This is a genomic window from Streptomyces anatolicus, from assembly GCF_019400875.1.
Classification (GTDB): Bacteria; Actinomycetota; Actinomycetes; order Streptomycetales; family Streptomycetaceae; genus Streptomyces; species Streptomyces anatolicus.
In genome coordinates this window covers 1-14,872 of sequence record NZ_WMBF01000015.1, presented here as the reverse complement: position 1 = coordinate 14,872, position 14,872 = coordinate 1, and the positions used below count along the sequence as shown (strand labels likewise).

Sequence of the window (14,872 nt, the reverse complement as noted above, 5' to 3'; positions counted from 1 at the left end):
CCACGCTAAGCGAGTTATAGGCTGAACGCCCTGCTCCCCGGGTACCCATCGGCGGTCGGCTCAAGGCGGGCGAGCGGTCCGTTTCAGGCCGTCTGTGCGACAAAGCAGGCCGTCTCCGTGACGAGCCCCCACCGTCTCCGCAACGACCAGGAGGTTCCATGACCGTCCCCACCGCTTCCGCCACCGGAGTGGCCGTCATCACCGGCGCGGACTCCGGCATCGGCAGGGCCACCGCCGTCCGGCTCGCCGAGGCCGGACTGGATGTCGGGATCACCTGGCACGGCGACCGGGAGGGCGCCGAGCGGACGGCCGAGGAGGTGGGCCGGCACGGACGGCGCGCGGCCGTCGCCCAGATGGACCTGACCCGGCTGCCCGACGCCGCGGACGTCATCGACGACCTCGCCGAGCGGCTCGGGCGGATCGACGTCCTGGTGAACAACGCCGGTACGGGCACCGCGACCCCCTTCCTCGACCTGGCGCACGAGACCGTCAGGCAGGTCATCGACGTCGACCTCATCGGCCCCTTCCTCTGCGGCCAGCGCGCCGCGCGCCGCATGATCCGGCAGGGCGACGGCGGCCGCATCGTCAATGTGACCTCCGTGCACGAGCACCAGCCCCGCGTGGGCGCGGCACCCTACTGCGCCGCCAAGGGCGGGCTCGGGCTGCTCACGCAGGTGATGGCCCTGGAACTCGCCGAGCACGGCATCACGGTCAACGCCGTCGCCCCGGGCGAGATCGCCACGCCCATGACGGGGCAGGAGGACACGGACGTACACGGTGTGCGCCGCCCGGGCATCCCGCTCGGGCGGCCCGGTGACGCCCGCGAGATCGCCGCCGTCATCGCCTTTCTCGCCGGGCCCGACGCCTCGTACGTGACCGGCGCGTCCTGGATCGCGGACGGCGGCATGGTGCGGATGGGACCGCAGGCCGGATCGCATCTGCGCAGCGACGAGTGGCGGCGCCCTTGAGCCGCGCCGCCGGCCTCCCGGTCCCGTGCCCCCCTGCCCGGCCTCCGCGTCGCGCGGTGAGGTGGCGTGGCCGACCCTGCGGTACAGCCGACCCTGCGGTATAAGGGAAATCCAACATCGCGCACATTTGTGCGCCACGGTGCCGCACGGAGAACTGGCCCGTGTCGAACCCGGCGGTCCGGGTACCGGTGCTGCCTGAGGCAGCGATCGTCGGAGACCGCCGACCTGCACGACGACAGTGCAGCAGCCGGCGTCCGGAAACGGAGCAGCAGGTGACGCCGAACGCAGAAGAGACCACTCCCGACGGGGACGGCCGGGGACGCAAGCGGGTGACCGAGTTGCGTCCGGCGGCGGAAGTGCTCGGAGGCTCCCCGCACCACGAGGTGTGCGCGGACGAGCTTCCGCCCGACCTGAACCAGGCCATCCTGGAGGCGACCAAGCAGGTCGCCGCCATCCTCAAGCGCCACGAGCACGATTTCGCCCTCGCCGGAAGCGTCGCCGTCTACGCCCACGGCGGGACCGGCAACCTCCAGCACGACGCCGACTTCTGCATCAGGCCGGAGGACGCCGGAGCGGTCGCGGCCACGCTGGAGGAGGCCGGTCTGACGGTGTACGCGCCGCCCGAGGACTGGCTCCTCAAGGCCAAGTGCCTGGGTCAGGACATCGACCTCATCTTCGAACTGGCCCACCAGCCGGTCACCGCGGAGCTTCTGGGGCGGGCCGTGGAACTGCCGGTGGACTCGGTGCGCATGCCGGTGCTCGCACCGACCGATCTGATGCGGGCGCTGCTCGCCGCGTTCTCCGAGCACCACTGCGACTTCGGCGCCGTACTGCCGATCGCGCGGCAACTGCGCGAGATGGTCGACTGGGAGGCGGTACGCGGCGAATGCGGTGACGCGCCGATGCCGGCTGCTTTCCTCTTTCTGCTGGAACGCCTGGAAGTCATCGCCCCGCGAGGAGGAGACCGATGAACGACCAAGCCAACGTCGAATACCGCATCGCCCATTTGAAGGAAAGGCTCGCCGCGGAGGAGCTGGGCGAACTGGGCATACGCGTCGAGGCCCGCGGCTCGTCCGTGGCGGTCGTCGGGACCGTCCCCACATCGCACTGCCGCGAGGAGTTGCTGCGTACCGTGAACGAGGAACTGGCCGGGCAGACGGTGCACTTCGATGTCGTGGTCGCCGGCTCTGCGGCCCCGGACCACCCGGAGGAAGTCGCATGATCCGCGTCGCGGCCGTGGGGGACATCCACATGGGGGCTGACAGCCAGGGACTGCTCAGGCCCGCCTTCGAAACGCTGCACGACTGTGCCGACCTGCTGCTTCTCGCCGGGGACCTCACCCGGCACGGCACGCCGGACGAGGCGCGGGTGGTGGCGCGCGAGGTGGCGGACCTGCCCGTGCCGGTCATCGCCGTGCTCGGCAACCACGATCATCACGAGGAGCGTCCCGAGGAGGTCACCGCCGTCCTGCGCGACGCGGGCGTCCAGGTGCTCGAAGGACAGGGCACGGTCGTCGAGGTCGACGGGGCGCGGGTGGGCGTCGCGGGCACCAAGGGGTTCGGCGGTGGGTTCGTGGGCCGCAGTGGGAGCGAGTTCGGTGAGCCCCTGATGAAGGAGTTCATCCGGTACACCCGCCGCTGCGCCGAGGGACTGCGGGCCTCACTGCAGGAGCTTGCCGAACAGGGGTGCGATACGAGGGTGGCGCTCACGCACTTCGCGCCGGTGCCGGACACGCTCGCGGGCGAACCGCTGGAGATCTATCCGTTCCTCGGCAGCTATCTGCTGGCGGAGGCGGTCGACGCGGCGGGCGCGGACCTGGCGGTGCACGGCCACGCGCACGCGGGGACCGAGCACGGCATGACCAGCGGCGGCGTCCCCGTCCGCAATGTCGCTCAGCCCGTCATCCGCAAGGCGTTCAACGTCTATCACCTGCGGGGTCACGGGCACGAGGAAGCCCACGGGCACGGGGAGGCCGCGGCGGTCGCCGCATCCGCCGACCGCCGCGCCTGAGCGGCCCGGCCGACCGCTCGCACCCCACGAGGATGCGAGACAGGTCAGCCGTCAGCTGCCGAGGCCGCCGCTGCCGAAGCTGCCGCCGTCGCCCTTGCGGTGGTCGGCGGGGTCCTGTGAGGGGCTGGGGTGCGTGCTCGACTGGCCGTACCCCCCCTTCAGCTCGTGCGGGGTGAGCCGGTGGCCGTCCTCGCTCGACACGTCGTCCGGGTCGCGGTACTCCCGGATCTCGCGCACGGGGCCGCCCTCGGGCATCTTCGGCTGCTCGTCCGGACGCGGCGGCCGGGCCTCGCGCGCGCGGACCCGCTGGCCCCAGAAAAAGGCGCCGAGAAGAACCGCGACCACCACGATGCCGGCGGTCCACATCAGGAGGGCGGCGGTGTGCGAGATGGCAAGTTCCCACTCCATGGATTTCATATGAGTGTTGTACCCGCCCCGCCCGCAAAATAGCTGAGGATTACGCCTGACTATTCACCCTCCGAAACCCGCGGCCGGAAATCTCTTTCCCGGGCCGGGTGAATTCCCCCGGTCGGCGGTATTACTCCCAACCCACTATGAACACCGTGTATACGCGGCGTGTATAGTGCTCGCATGCCTTCCGTGACCATGCCTGCCGTGAACTCGCCAGTCCCTGCCTTCAAGACGAGACGGACCTCGCCGAGGTTGCCTCGTACCGCCCCCGTCCTCGCGGCGGGCGCGGCTCTCGTCCTCGCGCTGACCGGGTGCACCAAGCTCGACACCGACTCCCCCAGCACCGTCCGCAAGGCCGCCGCGGACGCGAAGGCCGCGGACCGGGGGAAGTTCGGCACGGTCGACTGCCGCGTGGCCAAGTGCGTGGCGCTGACCTTCGACGCGGGGCCCAGCGAGAACACGCCCCGCCTGCTCAAGATCCTCAAGGACGGGAAAGTCCCCGCCACCTTCTTCACGCTCGGCAAGAACCACATCGAGAAGTACCCCGAACTCGTGCGGCAGATGGACGCCGAGGGCCACGAGGTCGCCAGCCACACCTGGTCGCACAAGATCCTCACGGAGATCGAGCCGGAGGAGGCGCGCCGCGAGCTGGAGCGCCCGAACAAGGCGATAGAGAAGCTCATAGGCAAGAAGCCGACGCTGATGCGCCCGCCGCAGGGCCGCACCGACGCCGACGTGAACAAGCTCTCCAAGGAGCTGGGCCTGTCGGAGGTCCTGTGGACCGTCACGGCGAAGGACTACACGACCAATGACTCCAAGCTGATCGAGAAGCGGGTCATCGACCAGACGAAGCGGGACGGCATCATCCTGCTGCACGACATCTACAAGGGCACCGTGCCCGCCGTGCCCGGCGTCATCGCCGAGCTGAAGAAGCGGGGCTACGTCTTCGTGACCGTCTCCCAGCTGCTCGCACCGGGCAAGGCCGAGCCGGGCAAGGTCTACCGCTGATCACGCACAGCCGACACTGGCTAGGCTCAGCGGCGTGGCTCTCTTCCGGTTCGCCAGGAAAACGTCCCTGCCCGCCGCCGAGGCGTGGCGCCGTCTGACCGCGTGGGAACGGCACGGCGAGGCCGTACCCCTCACCCGCGTCACGGTCCGCACTCCCCCGCCCACGCGCGTGGGCACGGTCTTCGTCGCCCGCAGCGCGCTCGGCCCCCTCGGCTTCGACGACCCGATGGAGGTCGTGGACTGGCGTCCGCCGCAGGGCGCCTCGCCCGGCCGGTGCCGGCTGGAGAAGCGGGGGTCGTTCGTGACGGGCTGGGCGGAGTTCGAGGTGCGCCCCTCGTCCGCCGAAGGCTCCACGGTGCTCTGGCAGGAGGAGCTGACCGTGCGGTGGCTGCCCAAGGTCTTCGACGGGGTCCTGGCCTTCGCGGCCCGGCGGATGTTCGGCCGGGTGGTCGACCGGCTCACGGCGACCGCGCCGCCGCGTACGTAGGCCGGGTACGTAGGCCGCGTACGTAGGCCGTGTGCGCCGCGCGGCTCAGGCGACCGAGCCGATACGCCCCGCGGGCCCGCGAGTGCCGTCGTGGTGGATGGGAGTGTGCGCCCCGGTGAGCGAGACCCCGCTGCCGCCCCGCCGGTTGGCGACGATCTCCGCGGCGATGGACAGGGCGGTCTCCTCGGGCGTACGAGCGCCGAGGTCGAGGCCGATGGGCGACCTCAGCCGCGCCAGCTCCAGGTCGGTGACGCCGACCTCGCGAAGCCGGACGTTGCGGTCCTCGTGGGTGCGGCGCGAGCCCATCGCGCCGACATAGGCGACGGGCAGACGCAGCGCGAGGCGCAGCAGCGGTACGTCGAACTTGGCGTCGTGGGTCAGCACGCACAGCACGGTGCGGGCGTCGACGTCGGTGTTCTCCAGGTATTTGTGCGGCCACTCGACGACGATCTCGTCGGCGTCGGGGAAGCGGGTCGGCGTGGCGAAGACGGGCCGCGCGTCGCACACGGTCACGCGGTAGCCGAGGAACTTGCCGATCCGCACCAGCGCGGAGGCGAAGTCGATGGCGCCGAACACGATCATGCGGGGCGGCGGCACGCTGGACTCCACGAGGACGACCAGCGGTGATCCGCACCGCGAGCCGTCCTCGCCGATCTCCACGGTCGCGGTGCGGCCCGCGTCGAGAAGGGCGCGGGCCTCCCCCGCCACCGTGCGGTCCAGCTCCGGGTGGCCGCCGAGGCCACCCTCGTACGCGCCCGAAGGACGGACGAGAAGGGCGCGGCCCATGAGGTCGGCGGGCCCGGAGGTGATGCGGGCGACCGCCGCCGCCTCCCCCGAGGAGGCGGCGGCGAGGGCGGCGGCGAGCACCGGCCGGGACGCGGAGTCGGCGCGGACCGGGGTGACGAGGATGTCGATGATTCCGCCGCAGGTCAGGCCGACGGCGAAGGCGTCCTCGTCGCTGTAGCCGAAACGTTCGAGCACGGGTTCGCCGTCCTGGAGCGCCTGCTGGCACAGCTCGTAGACCGCGCCCTCCACACATCCTCCGGAGACCGAGCCCATGGCGGTGCCCTCGGCGTCGACCGCGAGCGCGGCACCGGGTTGCCGGGGCGCGCTCCCGCCGACCGCCACCACGGTGGCGACGGCGAAGTCACGTCCCTGCTCGACCCACCGGTTCAGCTCGTCGGCGATGTCCAGCATGTGCGGCCTCCTCAGGCTCTGCGGATGTGCGGAGGGCCGGGGCGTCAGTGGACGCCCAGCCATCCTTCGATGGGGTTGAGGGCGAAGTAGACGATGAAGATCACCGTCAGGCCCCACATGAAGGCGCCGATCTCGCGGGCCTTCCCCTGGGCGATCTTGATGGCGACCCAGGAGACGACGCCCGCCGCGACACCGGTGGTGATGGTGTACGTGAAGGGCATGAGCACGACGGTCAGGAAGACCGGGATGGCGGTGGCGCGGTCGGCCCAGTCGACGTGCCGGGCGTTCATCATCATCATCGCTCCGATGACGACGAGCGCGGCGGACGCGACCTCCTGCGGCACGATCGCGGTGAGCGGCGTGAAGAAGAGGCAGGCCGCGAAGAACAGGCCGGTGACGACCGAGGCGAGGCCGGTGCGGGCGCCTTCGCCGACGCCGGTCGCGGACTCGACGAAGACGGTCTGGCCGGAGCCGCCCGCCACGCCGCCGATGGCGCCGCCGGCGCCGTCGATGAACAGCGCCTTGGACAGGCCGGGCATGCGGCCCTTCTCGTCGGCGAGGTTGGCCTCGGTGCCGACGCCGATGATGGTGGCCATCGCGTCGAAGAACCCGGCGAGCACGAGCGTGAAGACGATCATGCCGACGGTCATCGCGCCGACCTCGCCCCAGCCGCCGAACTCGACGTCACCGAAGAGCGAGAAGTCCGGCGTCGAGACGGCGCCGCCGTGCAGCTCGGGGGCGCCGTTGGCCCACTGGCCGGGGTCGATGACATCCAGGGCGTTGAGGATGACGGCGACGATGGTGCCGGTGATGATGCCGATCAGGATCGCGCCGGGGATGTTGCGCGCCTGGAGCATGAAGATGAGCAGCAGGGTGCCCGCGAAGAGCAGGACGGGCCAGCCGGAGAGTTCACCGGCGGGGCCGAGCGAGAGCGGGGTGGCCTTGCCCGGGTGGACGAAGCCGCCCTTGACCAGGCCGATGATGGCGATGAAGAGCCCGATGCCCATGGTGATGCCGTGCTTGAGGGCGAGCGGGATCGCGTTCATGATCATCTCGCGGAGCCCGGTGATCACGAGAAGCATGATCACCACGCCGTACATGACGCACATGCCCATGGCCTGCGGCCAGGTCATCTCGGGTGCGACCTGCGAGGAGATCACGCCGGACACGGAGAGTCCGGCGGCGAGGGCCAGCGGCACCTTGCCGACGAAGCCCATCAGGAGGGTGGTGAGGGCCGCGGCGAACGCGGTCGCGGTGATCACGGCCTTGGTGGCCATGCTGTCGCCCGCGACGTCCTTGCCGGAGAGGATCACGGGGTTGAGCAGGAGGATGTACGCCATCGCCATGAAGGTGGTGACGCCGCCGCGCACTTCGCGCGCGACCGTGGAACCTCTCTTGGATATGTGAAAGTACCGATCGAGCCAAGACCGGCCGGCCGGGACGCGAGAGCCGTTGCCCGCGTCCTCTGCGGTGGTCTTGGGCTCCACTGACGACTGGGTCATGGTGCCTACTCCCAAGGTTCACAGGGGCACCCGCGAAGTTGCGGGATTTGGGATGGTGCGTTGGCTGCACGACCCGGGGGACGGCCCGAGACGAACGGACATGGCTTTGAGGAGGGGACCCGGGGGACGGCTGTCCCCCGGACACTTCTTGCTCCGCCTCCACCCGGCCAGGGGTTACGTACCGGTGAGGTGCTCGGGCCGTACCGGAGTCCTGTTGAGCTCCAGACCCGTCGCGTTCCGGATGGCCGCGAGGACCGCCGGGGTGGACGACAGGGTCGGAGCCTCGCCGATGCCGCGCAGCCCGTAGGGGGCGTGCTCGTCGGCGAGTTCGAGCACGTCGACCGGGATGGTCGGCGTGTCGAGGATGGTGGGGATGAGGTAGTCCGTGAAGGAGGGGTTCTTCACCTTCGCGGTCTTCGGGTCGACGATGATCTCCTCCATGACCGCCACGCCCAGGCCCTGGGTGGTGCCACCCTGGATCTGGCCGAGGACGGACAGCGGGTTGAGCGCCTTGCCGACGTCCTGGGCGACGGCCAGCTCGATGACCTTGACCAGGCCCAGCTCGGTGTCGACCTCGACGACCGCGCGGTGCGCGGCGAAGGAGTACTGGACGTGGCCGTTGCCCTGTCCGGTCTTCAGGTCGAAGGGCTCGGTGGGGCGGTGCCGCCACTCGGCCTCGATCTCGACGCTCTCGTCCTCCAGGACGTCAACCAGGTCGCCGAGGACCTCGCCGCCGTCGGTGACGACCTTGCCGCCTTCGAGCAGCAGCTCGGCGGTGGCCCACGCCGGGTGGTAGGAGCCGAACTTGCGGCGGCCGATCTCCAGGACCTTCTCGCGCACCAGCTCGCAGGAGTTCTTGACGGCGCCACCGGTGACGTACGTCTGCCGTGACGCGGACGACGAACCGGCGCTGCCCACCTGGGTGTCGGCGGGGTGGATGGTCACCTGGTTGACGCCCAGCTCGGTCCGCGCGATCTGCGCGTGGACGGTGACGCCGCCCTGGCCGACCTCCGCCATCGCGGTGTGGACGGTCGCCACGGGCTCGCCGTTGATGACCTCCATGCGCACCTTGGCGGTGGAGTAGTCGTCGAAGCCCTCGGAGAAGCCGACGTTCTTTATGCCGACCGCGTAGCCCACACCGCGTACGACGCCTTCGCCGTGCGTGGTGTTGGACAGGCCGCCGGGCAGCTGGCGCACGTCGGAGCCCTCGCTGGACTCCCACTGGCGCTCGGGCGGCAGCGGGCGGGACTTCACGCGGCGCAGGATCTCGGCGACCGGGGCGGGCGAGTCGACCACCTGTCCGGTCGGCAGGAGGGTGCCCTGCTCCATGGCGTTCAGCTGGCGCAGCTCGACCGGGTCCATGCCCAGCTTGGCCGCGAGCTTGTCCATCTGGGCCTCGTAGGCGAAGCAGGCCTGGACGGCGCCGAAGCCGCGCATCGCGCCGCACGGCGGGTTGTTGGTGTAGAGGGCGATGGCCTCGATCTCGACGTCGTCGATCACGTACGGGCCGACCGAGAGGGACGAGGCGTTGCCGACGACCGCCGGGGAGGCCGACGCGTAGGCGCCGCCGTCCAGGACGATCTTGCACTTCATGTGCGTGAGCTTGCCGTCCTTGGTGGCGCCGTGCTCGTAGTAGAGCTTCGCCGGGTGGCGGTGCACGTGGCCGAAGAACGACTCGAAGCGGTTGTAGACGATCTTGACCGGCTTGCCGGTGCGCAGCGCGAGCAGACAGGCGTGGATCTGCATCGAGATGTCCTCGCGGCCGCCGAAAGCACCGCCGACGCCGGAGAGCGTCATGCGCACCTTCTCCTCGGGCAGGCCGAGGACGGGGGCGATCTGTTCGAGGTCGGAGTGCAGCCACTGGGTGGCGACGTAGAGGTCGACGCCGCCGTCCTCGGCCGGCACCGCGAGGCCGGACTCCGGGCCGAGGAAGGCCTGGTCCTGCATGCCGAAGGTGTACTCGCCCTTGACGATGACGTCGGCCTTCTTGGCGGCCTCGGCCGCGTTGCCGCGGATGATCGGCTGGCGGTGCACGATGTTCGGGTGCGGGACGTGGCTCATGTGGCTGTCGGTGCGGCCCTCGTGGACGAGCACCGCGTCCGGGGCGGTCGCGGAGGCCTCATCGGTGATGAGGGGCAGCTCCTTGTACTCGACCACGATCTTCGCGGCGGCACGGCGGGCGGTCTCCGGGTGGTCGGCGGCGACGAGGGCGACCGGCTCACCGTGGTGGCGGACCTTGCCGTGGGCGAGGACCGGGGTGTCCTGGATCTCCAGGCCGTAGTTCTTCATCTCGGCCGGCAGGTCGTCGTAGGTCATGACGGCGTAGACGCCGTCCATCGCCAGCGCCTCGGAGATGTCGATCGAGACGATCTCGGCGTGCGCGACCGTGGAGCGCAGGGTCTGGCCCCACAGCATGTCCTCGTGCCACATGTCCGAGGAGTACGCGAACTCGCCGGTGACCTTCAGGGTGCCGTCGGGGCGCAGCGTCGACTCGCCGATGCCGCCCTTGGTCTGCGAACCCTGCGTGAGCTTGGTGGGTACGCCGGTCGTACGGGTGGATCCCATGGTCAGACCGCCCCTTCCTGGAGTCCCTGACGGTCCTGGCGGGCGGCGGCGAGGCGCACCGCGTCCAGGATCTTCTCGTAACCGGTGCAGCGGCACAGGTTGCCGGAGAGCGCCTCGCGGATGTCCGCGTCGGTGGGCTGCGGGTTGCGCTCCAGCATCTCGTCGGCCGCGATGAGCAGACCGGGGGTGCAGAAGCCGCACTGGACGGCGCCCGCGTCGATGAACGCCTGCTGGATCGGGGAGAGCGTGGCGCCCTCACCGGTCTGGGAGTCCGTGCCCTGGGCCTTCCACTGCTGGGCGTCCTGGAGCGAGGTGCCGCACGCGCCGGAGGCGCAACCGCCGCCGGGGTGGGCGCTCTCGCGGTGCTTGGCGTAGTCGGCGAGACCTTCGACGGTGGTGACCTCGCGGCCCTCCACCTGACCGGCGGCCACCAGACACGCACAGACCGGCACGCCGTCGAGACGGACGGTGCAGGAGCCGCACTCGCCCTGCTCACACGCGTTCTTGGAGCCCGGGAGCCCCATGCGCTCGCGGAGCACGTACAGAAGGGACTCGCCCTCCCAGACGTCGTCCGCTTCCTGCTGACGGCCGTTGACCGTGAAGTTCACGCGCATTATGCGACTCCCTCGATGCTGCGGCCCTTGCCGCGGTACGACTCCCAGGTCCAGCCGAGCGTGCGGCGGGCCATGATCCCTACGGCGTGCCGGCGGTAGCTCGCCGTGCCGCGCACGTCGTCGATCGGGTTGGCGGCCCCGGAGGCCAGCTCCGCGAACTGCTTGGCGATCGAGGGGGTGATGATCTTCTTGCTCTCCCAGAAGCCGCCCTCGTCGAGCGCGGCGTTCAGGAATTCCTCGGCGGTCTTCGCCCGGATGGGGGTCGGGGCCGCGGAGCCGATGCCGGTCCGCACGGTCCGGGTCTCGGGGTGCAACGCGATGCCGAACGCGCACACGGCGATCACCATGGCGTTGCGGGTGCCGACCTTGGAGTACTGCTGCGGGCCGTCGGCCTTCTTGATGTGGACGGCCCTGATCAGCTCGTCCTCGGCGAGGGCGTTGCGCTTCACGCCGGTGTAGAAGTCGTCGATCGGGATCAGGCGCGAGCCGCGTACGGACTCGACCTCGACCTCGCAGTCGGCGGCGAGCAGCGCCGGGTGGGCGTCTCCGGCCGGGGAGGCGGTGCCGAGGTTGCCGCCGACGCCGCCGCGGTTGCGGATCTGCGGGGACGCGACCGTGTGCGAGGCGAGCGCCAGGCCGGGAAGCTCCGTGCGAAGCTCCTCCATGATCTGGGTGTACGGGACGGAGGCACCGAGCCGGACCGTCTCCTCGCCCACCTCCCACTCGCGCAGTTCGACGATGCGGTTGAGGTCAAGCAGGTACTGGGGACGACGGTGGTCGAAGTTGATCTCGACCATCACATCGGTGCCACCCGCAATCGGCACAGCCGTGGGGTGCTCGGCCTTGGCGGCGAGCGCCTCCTCCCAGCTGGCGGGGCGAAGGAAGTCCATGAGGCTCTCTTCTTCGTATCGAGGGTCGTTCGCTTCGGGGGACTCCGTATCGGCCACTCGGGCCCTTGGTCCCTCGACTGCTCGTTCATCTGCTGTTAACGCGGAGTGGGGCAAGTACATCGCTCGCTCATCCGATCGGGTCAGTCACCGAAACCATGAAGGAGTTGGCTGGCCAAGCCGTGCGTCTTGTAGATTCGTATGAAGAACGGGCCTCAGCAACCTCGCGGATTCCCCCTGGAAACCGTGGACGCCCGGTGGCACAGGGCCCCGGTCCCACGGAGCCCACCTGCTTGTACACCACATTCGAGACAGATCGGCGGCGACGACACCATGCGGCTGCGCGCACTCCTTGACACCGAAGCGCTGGGCCTGCGGCTGCTCGGCGGCGAGGACGAGCTTGACCGCACCGTGCGCGGTGTGATGACCACGGACCTGCGGGACCCCAGCCGCTATCTGGCCGGCGGCGAGCTGGTCCTCACCGGCCTCGCCTGGCGCCGCGACGCCTCGGACACCGAACCCTTCGTACGCATCCTCGCGAGCGCCGGAGTGGCCGCGCTCGCCGCCGGCGAGGCCGAGCTGGGCGACATCCCCTCCGACATCGTCGAAGCCTGCGCCCGCCACCGCCTGCCGCTCTTCGCGGTCAACGAATCGGTGGCCTTCGCGACGATCACCGAACACGTCGTACGCCAGGTCTCCGGCGAGCGCGCCGGGGATCTGGCGGCCGTGGTGGACCGGCACCGGCGCCTGATGACCTCGGGCCCGGCGGGCGGCGGCCCCGACGTCGTACTCGACCTGCTCGGCACCGACCTGGACCTGCGGGCCTGGGTGCTTTCCTCCGCCGGGCGCGCCATCGCCGGGTCGACGGCGGGCGGCGCGGCGCTGCCCGGGGCCGTCTGCGCCCGCCTCGCCGGGGAGCACCTGGCCGCCGCGCGCACCGGGCGGCGCGGGCCGCACCGGGTGTCGGTGGACGGCGTGACGTACTCGCTCTTCCCCGTTCGGACCAGTGGCCGGGGAGCGGGCGGTGCCTCGCGCGACGTGCGCGAGACCGTGCTCTCCGACTGGGTGCTCGCGGTCGAGGCCGACGCGGGCGACTGGCCCGAGGAGCGGCTCGACCTCTTGCAGGGCGTGACCCAGCTGATCGCCGTGGAGCGGGACCGGCGCGACGCCGCCCGCACGGTGCGGCGCCGCCTGGCCCAGGAAGTCCTTGAGCTGGTGCAGACGGGCGCGGCCCCGGCGGAGATCGCGGCGCGCCTGCGGGTCGCCGCGCCCGTGCTCCTCCCGGGGCTCGGCGCGGCCCCGCACTGGCAGGTCGTCGTGGCCCGCGTCGAGTGGGACGGCGGCGACATCGACGGCGGCCCGGTGGCCCAGTCCCTGCTGGAGGAGATCCTCGTCGACCCCCTCTCCTCCGGGCCCGAGCCGTCCGACCGGATCGCGGTCGCGCACACCGGCGACGAGGCCATCGCGCTGGTGCCGCTCCCCGCCGTCTCGACCGAGCACGACGGCTCCGAGACCGGGCTGCTCGCCGACGCCCTCCTGGAGTCCGTCCGCGAGCCGCTGTCGGCGGGCCTCGACGGCGACGGGCGGCTCACGCTCGGCGTCAGCGCCTCCGTCCACTCGGCGGAGGGACTGCGCGGGGCGCTCGAAGAGGCGCGGCACGCCCGGCGGGTCGCCGCCGCCCGCCCCGGCCGGGTCTGCGCGGCCGGGCACCAGGAGCTGGCCTCGCACGTGCTGCTGCTCCCCTTCGTCCCGGACGACGTGCGCCGGGCGTTCACGGCGCGGCTCCTCGACCCGCTGCGGGAGTACGACCAGCGGCACCGGGCGGAGCTGATCCCCACCCTTGAGGCGTTCCTCGACTGCGACGGCTCCTGGACGCGCTGTGCCGCGCGGCTGCACCTGCACGTCAACACGTTGCGCTACCGGGTGGGCCGTATCGAGCAGTTGACGAGCCGCGACCTCTCCCGCCTCGAGGACAAGCTCGATTTCTTCCTCGCGCTACGGATGAGCTGAGGAAATCCGGCGAGGCCCGGCCGGGGCCGCCCGAACTGCGGGTGGCCCGGGCCGCGTTCGGCGCCCGCCCTTTGTGAATTCTTTCACCCAGCCCCTTGGCCGGACGCCGCCATCCATGCTGAGATTCGCCCACGACTCAACAGCTCAATGGTGTGCTCGGGGAGGGCAACGTGGCGCATACCGCCATGTCTGGTACCGGAACGATTGCAGGGGACGATCCACTCCAGACCGCGGTATGGCGGCTGCGCTCGCGCGGCTGCTGGACCGACGCGGCCGCGCTGCTCACCTCGCGGGCCGGGGCCGCGCCCGCGCTCCAGCGGGCGGCGCTCCTCGTCGAACGGTGCCTGTTCACCGGGGACGGCTGGGGCGAGGCCGAGGACGCGCTGCGGAGCGCGGAGGCGCTGGCCGAGGACGACGACGATCGCGGGGGCGCGGCCTGCGAGCGGGGCCAACTGGCGTATGCCTCTACGGTGTTGGGGGTACGTGACCGGGCCGACGAGGCGCGTACGGCGCTCGGCAGGGCGGCGGCGCTGCTCGCTCCTCACGCGGTGGGGCGGCCCCTCCTCGACTTCCGCCGGGGGCTGATCGCCGAGCACCTAGCGGACTCGCCGCAGGCCGCGAAGGCCGCGTACCGGCGGGCGCACGCGGGGGCGACGGCGCAGGGGGACCATCTCCTGCTCTCCTTCACCTGGCGCCACCTCGCCGGACTCGCCCTGCGGGACGGGGAGTTGGCGGAGGCGCGGCACGGGTTCGCCGAGTCGCTGCGGCTGAGGGAGGAGCTGGGTTATCTGGTAGGGACGGCGCCGGCGCTCGCCGCGCTGGCCGGGGCGGAGCCGGAGGCGGAGGCGGTGCGGCTGCGGGCAGAGGCGGCGCGGCTCTTCCGCCTCCTGGGCGGCGTCCCCACCTGGCTCTCCGCCCACCTCACACCGCCGGCCCCGACGCCCTAGACCGGGCAGCTGGCCCCGCTTTCTCTCCCCGGAGGGCGCCTCCCACCCGCCCACCCGTGACCCGGCACCCAACCGCGAGACGCGGAGCAACGGGTGGGTGGGGAACATCCGCCGCGCAGCGGCGGGACAGAAACGCCACCGCCAACCCGCACGCACGACACGACACCCGAAATTCGCCGAGCAACGGGTGGCTGGGAAGCATCCGGCGCGAAGCGGCGGGACAGGGCAGCCACCACCCACCCGCACCCGCCGCACAACGCAGCACC

Annotated in this window: 14 protein-coding genes; 8 read left to right on the top strand and 6 right to left on the bottom strand. The window is 71.3% G+C overall.

The genetic code is table 11. The annotated features are described in order from the left end of the window. Positions 1-158 precede the first annotated feature (158 nt). From GKQ77_RS03385 to GKQ77_RS03370, 4 genes are all read left to right on the top strand, one after another. Positions 159-968: an SDR family oxidoreductase gene (locus GKQ77_RS03385; protein ID WP_219687113.1), complete on the top strand. Its 810-nt coding sequence runs from the start codon at positions 159-161 to the stop codon at positions 966-968. A 272-nt stretch (positions 969-1,240) separates the two neighbouring features. After that, positions 1,241-1,939 carry a nucleotidyltransferase family protein gene (locus GKQ77_RS03380; RefSeq protein WP_372459823.1) on the top strand — a complete coding sequence of 233 codons (699 nt, stop codon included), beginning with the start codon at positions 1,241-1,243 and terminating at the stop codon, positions 1,937-1,939. Continuing rightward, entirely contained in the window at positions 1,936-2,190 is a 255-nt protein-coding gene (locus GKQ77_RS03375) for a hypothetical protein (protein WP_219687111.1), read from the top strand. The genes GKQ77_RS03380 and GKQ77_RS03375 overlap by 4 nt, the downstream gene beginning before the upstream one ends. Next, positions 2,187-2,978 carry a metallophosphoesterase family protein gene (locus GKQ77_RS03370; protein WP_219687108.1) on the top strand — a complete coding sequence of 264 codons (792 nt, stop codon included), beginning with the start codon at positions 2,187-2,189 and terminating at the stop codon, positions 2,976-2,978. The genes GKQ77_RS03375 and GKQ77_RS03370 overlap by 4 nt, the downstream gene beginning before the upstream one ends. A 51-nt stretch (positions 2,979-3,029) precedes the next feature. On the opposite strand, the gene GKQ77_RS03365 is transcribed toward GKQ77_RS03370, so the two are convergent. Beyond that, positions 3,030-3,386, bottom strand: a complete 357-nt coding sequence (locus tag GKQ77_RS03365; RefSeq protein WP_219687106.1) for a DUF6479 family protein — start codon at positions 3,384-3,386, stop codon at positions 3,030-3,032. Between the two features lie 198 nt (positions 3,387-3,584). On the opposite strand from GKQ77_RS03365, the gene GKQ77_RS03360 reads away from it, so the two are divergent. Then, positions 3,585-4,397, top strand: coding sequence for a polysaccharide deacetylase family protein (locus GKQ77_RS03360; protein WP_258020784.1), 813 nt, complete (start codon positions 3,585-3,587; stop codon positions 4,395-4,397). Between the two features lie 34 nt (positions 4,398-4,431). Next, positions 4,432-4,884 carry an SRPBCC family protein gene (locus GKQ77_RS03355; RefSeq protein ID WP_219687103.1) on the top strand — a complete coding sequence of 151 codons (453 nt, stop codon included), beginning with the start codon at positions 4,432-4,434 and terminating at the stop codon, positions 4,882-4,884. A gap of 45 nt (positions 4,885-4,929) precedes the next feature. Here the strand turns inward: GKQ77_RS03355 and GKQ77_RS03350 are convergent, their stop codons facing one another. From GKQ77_RS03350 to GKQ77_RS03330, 5 genes are all read right to left on the bottom strand, one after another. Next, the gene (locus tag GKQ77_RS03350) at positions 4,930-6,081 is read right to left on the bottom strand and encodes an XdhC family protein (protein WP_219687101.1); all 1,152 of its coding nucleotides are present in this window, start codon (positions 6,079-6,081) and stop codon (positions 4,930-4,932) included. A 44-nt stretch (positions 6,082-6,125) separates the two neighbouring features. Continuing rightward, a complete protein-coding gene (locus tag GKQ77_RS03345) occupies positions 6,126-7,583 on the bottom strand; it encodes an NCS2 family permease (RefSeq protein WP_219687099.1) in 1,458 nt (485 codons plus the stop codon). A 174-nt stretch (positions 7,584-7,757) separates the two neighbouring features. Then, positions 7,758-10,148 (bottom strand): xanthine dehydrogenase subunit D, encoded by a 2,391-nt coding sequence (gene pucD / locus GKQ77_RS03340; RefSeq protein WP_219687096.1) that lies wholly within the window; start codon positions 10,146-10,148, stop codon positions 7,758-7,760. 2 nt (positions 10,149-10,150) lie between these two features. Continuing rightward, on the bottom strand, positions 10,151-10,762 hold the full coding sequence (locus GKQ77_RS03335; RefSeq protein WP_219687095.1) for a (2Fe-2S)-binding protein: 612 nt from the start codon (positions 10,760-10,762) through the stop codon (positions 10,151-10,153). Beyond that, the gene (locus tag GKQ77_RS03330) at positions 10,762-11,652 is read right to left on the bottom strand and encodes an FAD binding domain-containing protein (protein ID WP_219687092.1); all 891 of its coding nucleotides are present in this window, start codon (positions 11,650-11,652) and stop codon (positions 10,762-10,764) included. The genes GKQ77_RS03335 and GKQ77_RS03330 overlap by 1 nt, the downstream gene beginning before the upstream one ends. 330 nt (positions 11,653-11,982) lie before the next feature. On the opposite strand from GKQ77_RS03330, the gene GKQ77_RS03325 reads away from it, so the two are divergent. Both GKQ77_RS03325 and GKQ77_RS03320 read left to right on the top strand, forming a co-directional pair. Next, the gene (locus GKQ77_RS03325) at positions 11,983-13,659 is read left to right on the top strand and encodes a PucR family transcriptional regulator (RefSeq protein ID WP_219687089.1); all 1,677 of its coding nucleotides are present in this window, start codon (positions 11,983-11,985) and stop codon (positions 13,657-13,659) included. Positions 13,660-13,844: 185 nt separating this feature from the next. Next, complete coding sequence (locus tag GKQ77_RS03320; protein WP_258020780.1) at positions 13,845-14,606, top strand: hypothetical protein; 762 nt, start codon at positions 13,845-13,847, stop codon at positions 14,604-14,606. The last annotated feature ends 266 nt before the right edge of the window (positions 14,607-14,872 follow it).

Excerpts from the sequence above, each read along its gene's own strand:
- GKQ77_RS03320 (WP_258020780.1), top strand. The coding sequence starts at position 13,845 with ATGTCTGGTACCGGAACGATTGCAGGGGACGATCCACTCCAGACCGCG.
- GKQ77_RS03325 (WP_219687089.1), top strand. The coding sequence starts at position 11,983 with ATGCGGCTGCGCGCACTCCTTGACACCGAAGCGCTGGGCCTGCGGCTG.
- GKQ77_RS03385 (WP_219687113.1), top strand. The coding sequence starts at position 159 with ATGACCGTCCCCACCGCTTCCGCCACCGGAGTGGCCGTCATCACCGGC.
- GKQ77_RS03335 (WP_219687095.1), bottom strand. The coding sequence starts at position 10,762 with ATGCGCGTGAACTTCACGGTCAACGGCCGTCAGCAGGAAGCGGACGAC.
- GKQ77_RS03375 (WP_219687111.1), top strand. The coding sequence starts at position 1,936 with ATGAACGACCAAGCCAACGTCGAATACCGCATCGCCCATTTGAAGGAA.
- GKQ77_RS03330 (WP_219687092.1), bottom strand. The coding sequence starts at position 11,652 with ATGGACTTCCTTCGCCCCGCCAGCTGGGAGGAGGCGCTCGCCGCCAAG.
- GKQ77_RS03350 (WP_219687101.1), bottom strand. The coding sequence starts at position 6,081 with ATGCTGGACATCGCCGACGAGCTGAACCGGTGGGTCGAGCAGGGACGT.
- GKQ77_RS03370 (WP_219687108.1), top strand. The coding sequence starts at position 2,187 with ATGATCCGCGTCGCGGCCGTGGGGGACATCCACATGGGGGCTGACAGC.
- GKQ77_RS03345 (WP_219687099.1), bottom strand. The coding sequence starts at position 7,583 with ATGACCCAGTCGTCAGTGGAGCCCAAGACCACCGCAGAGGACGCGGGC.
- GKQ77_RS03365 (WP_219687106.1), bottom strand. The coding sequence starts at position 3,386 with ATGGAGTGGGAACTTGCCATCTCGCACACCGCCGCCCTCCTGATGTGG.
- GKQ77_RS03360 (WP_258020784.1), top strand. The coding sequence starts at position 3,585 with ATGCCTGCCGTGAACTCGCCAGTCCCTGCCTTCAAGACGAGACGGACC.
- pucD (WP_219687096.1), bottom strand. The coding sequence starts at position 10,148 with ATGGGATCCACCCGTACGACCGGCGTACCCACCAAGCTCACGCAGGGT.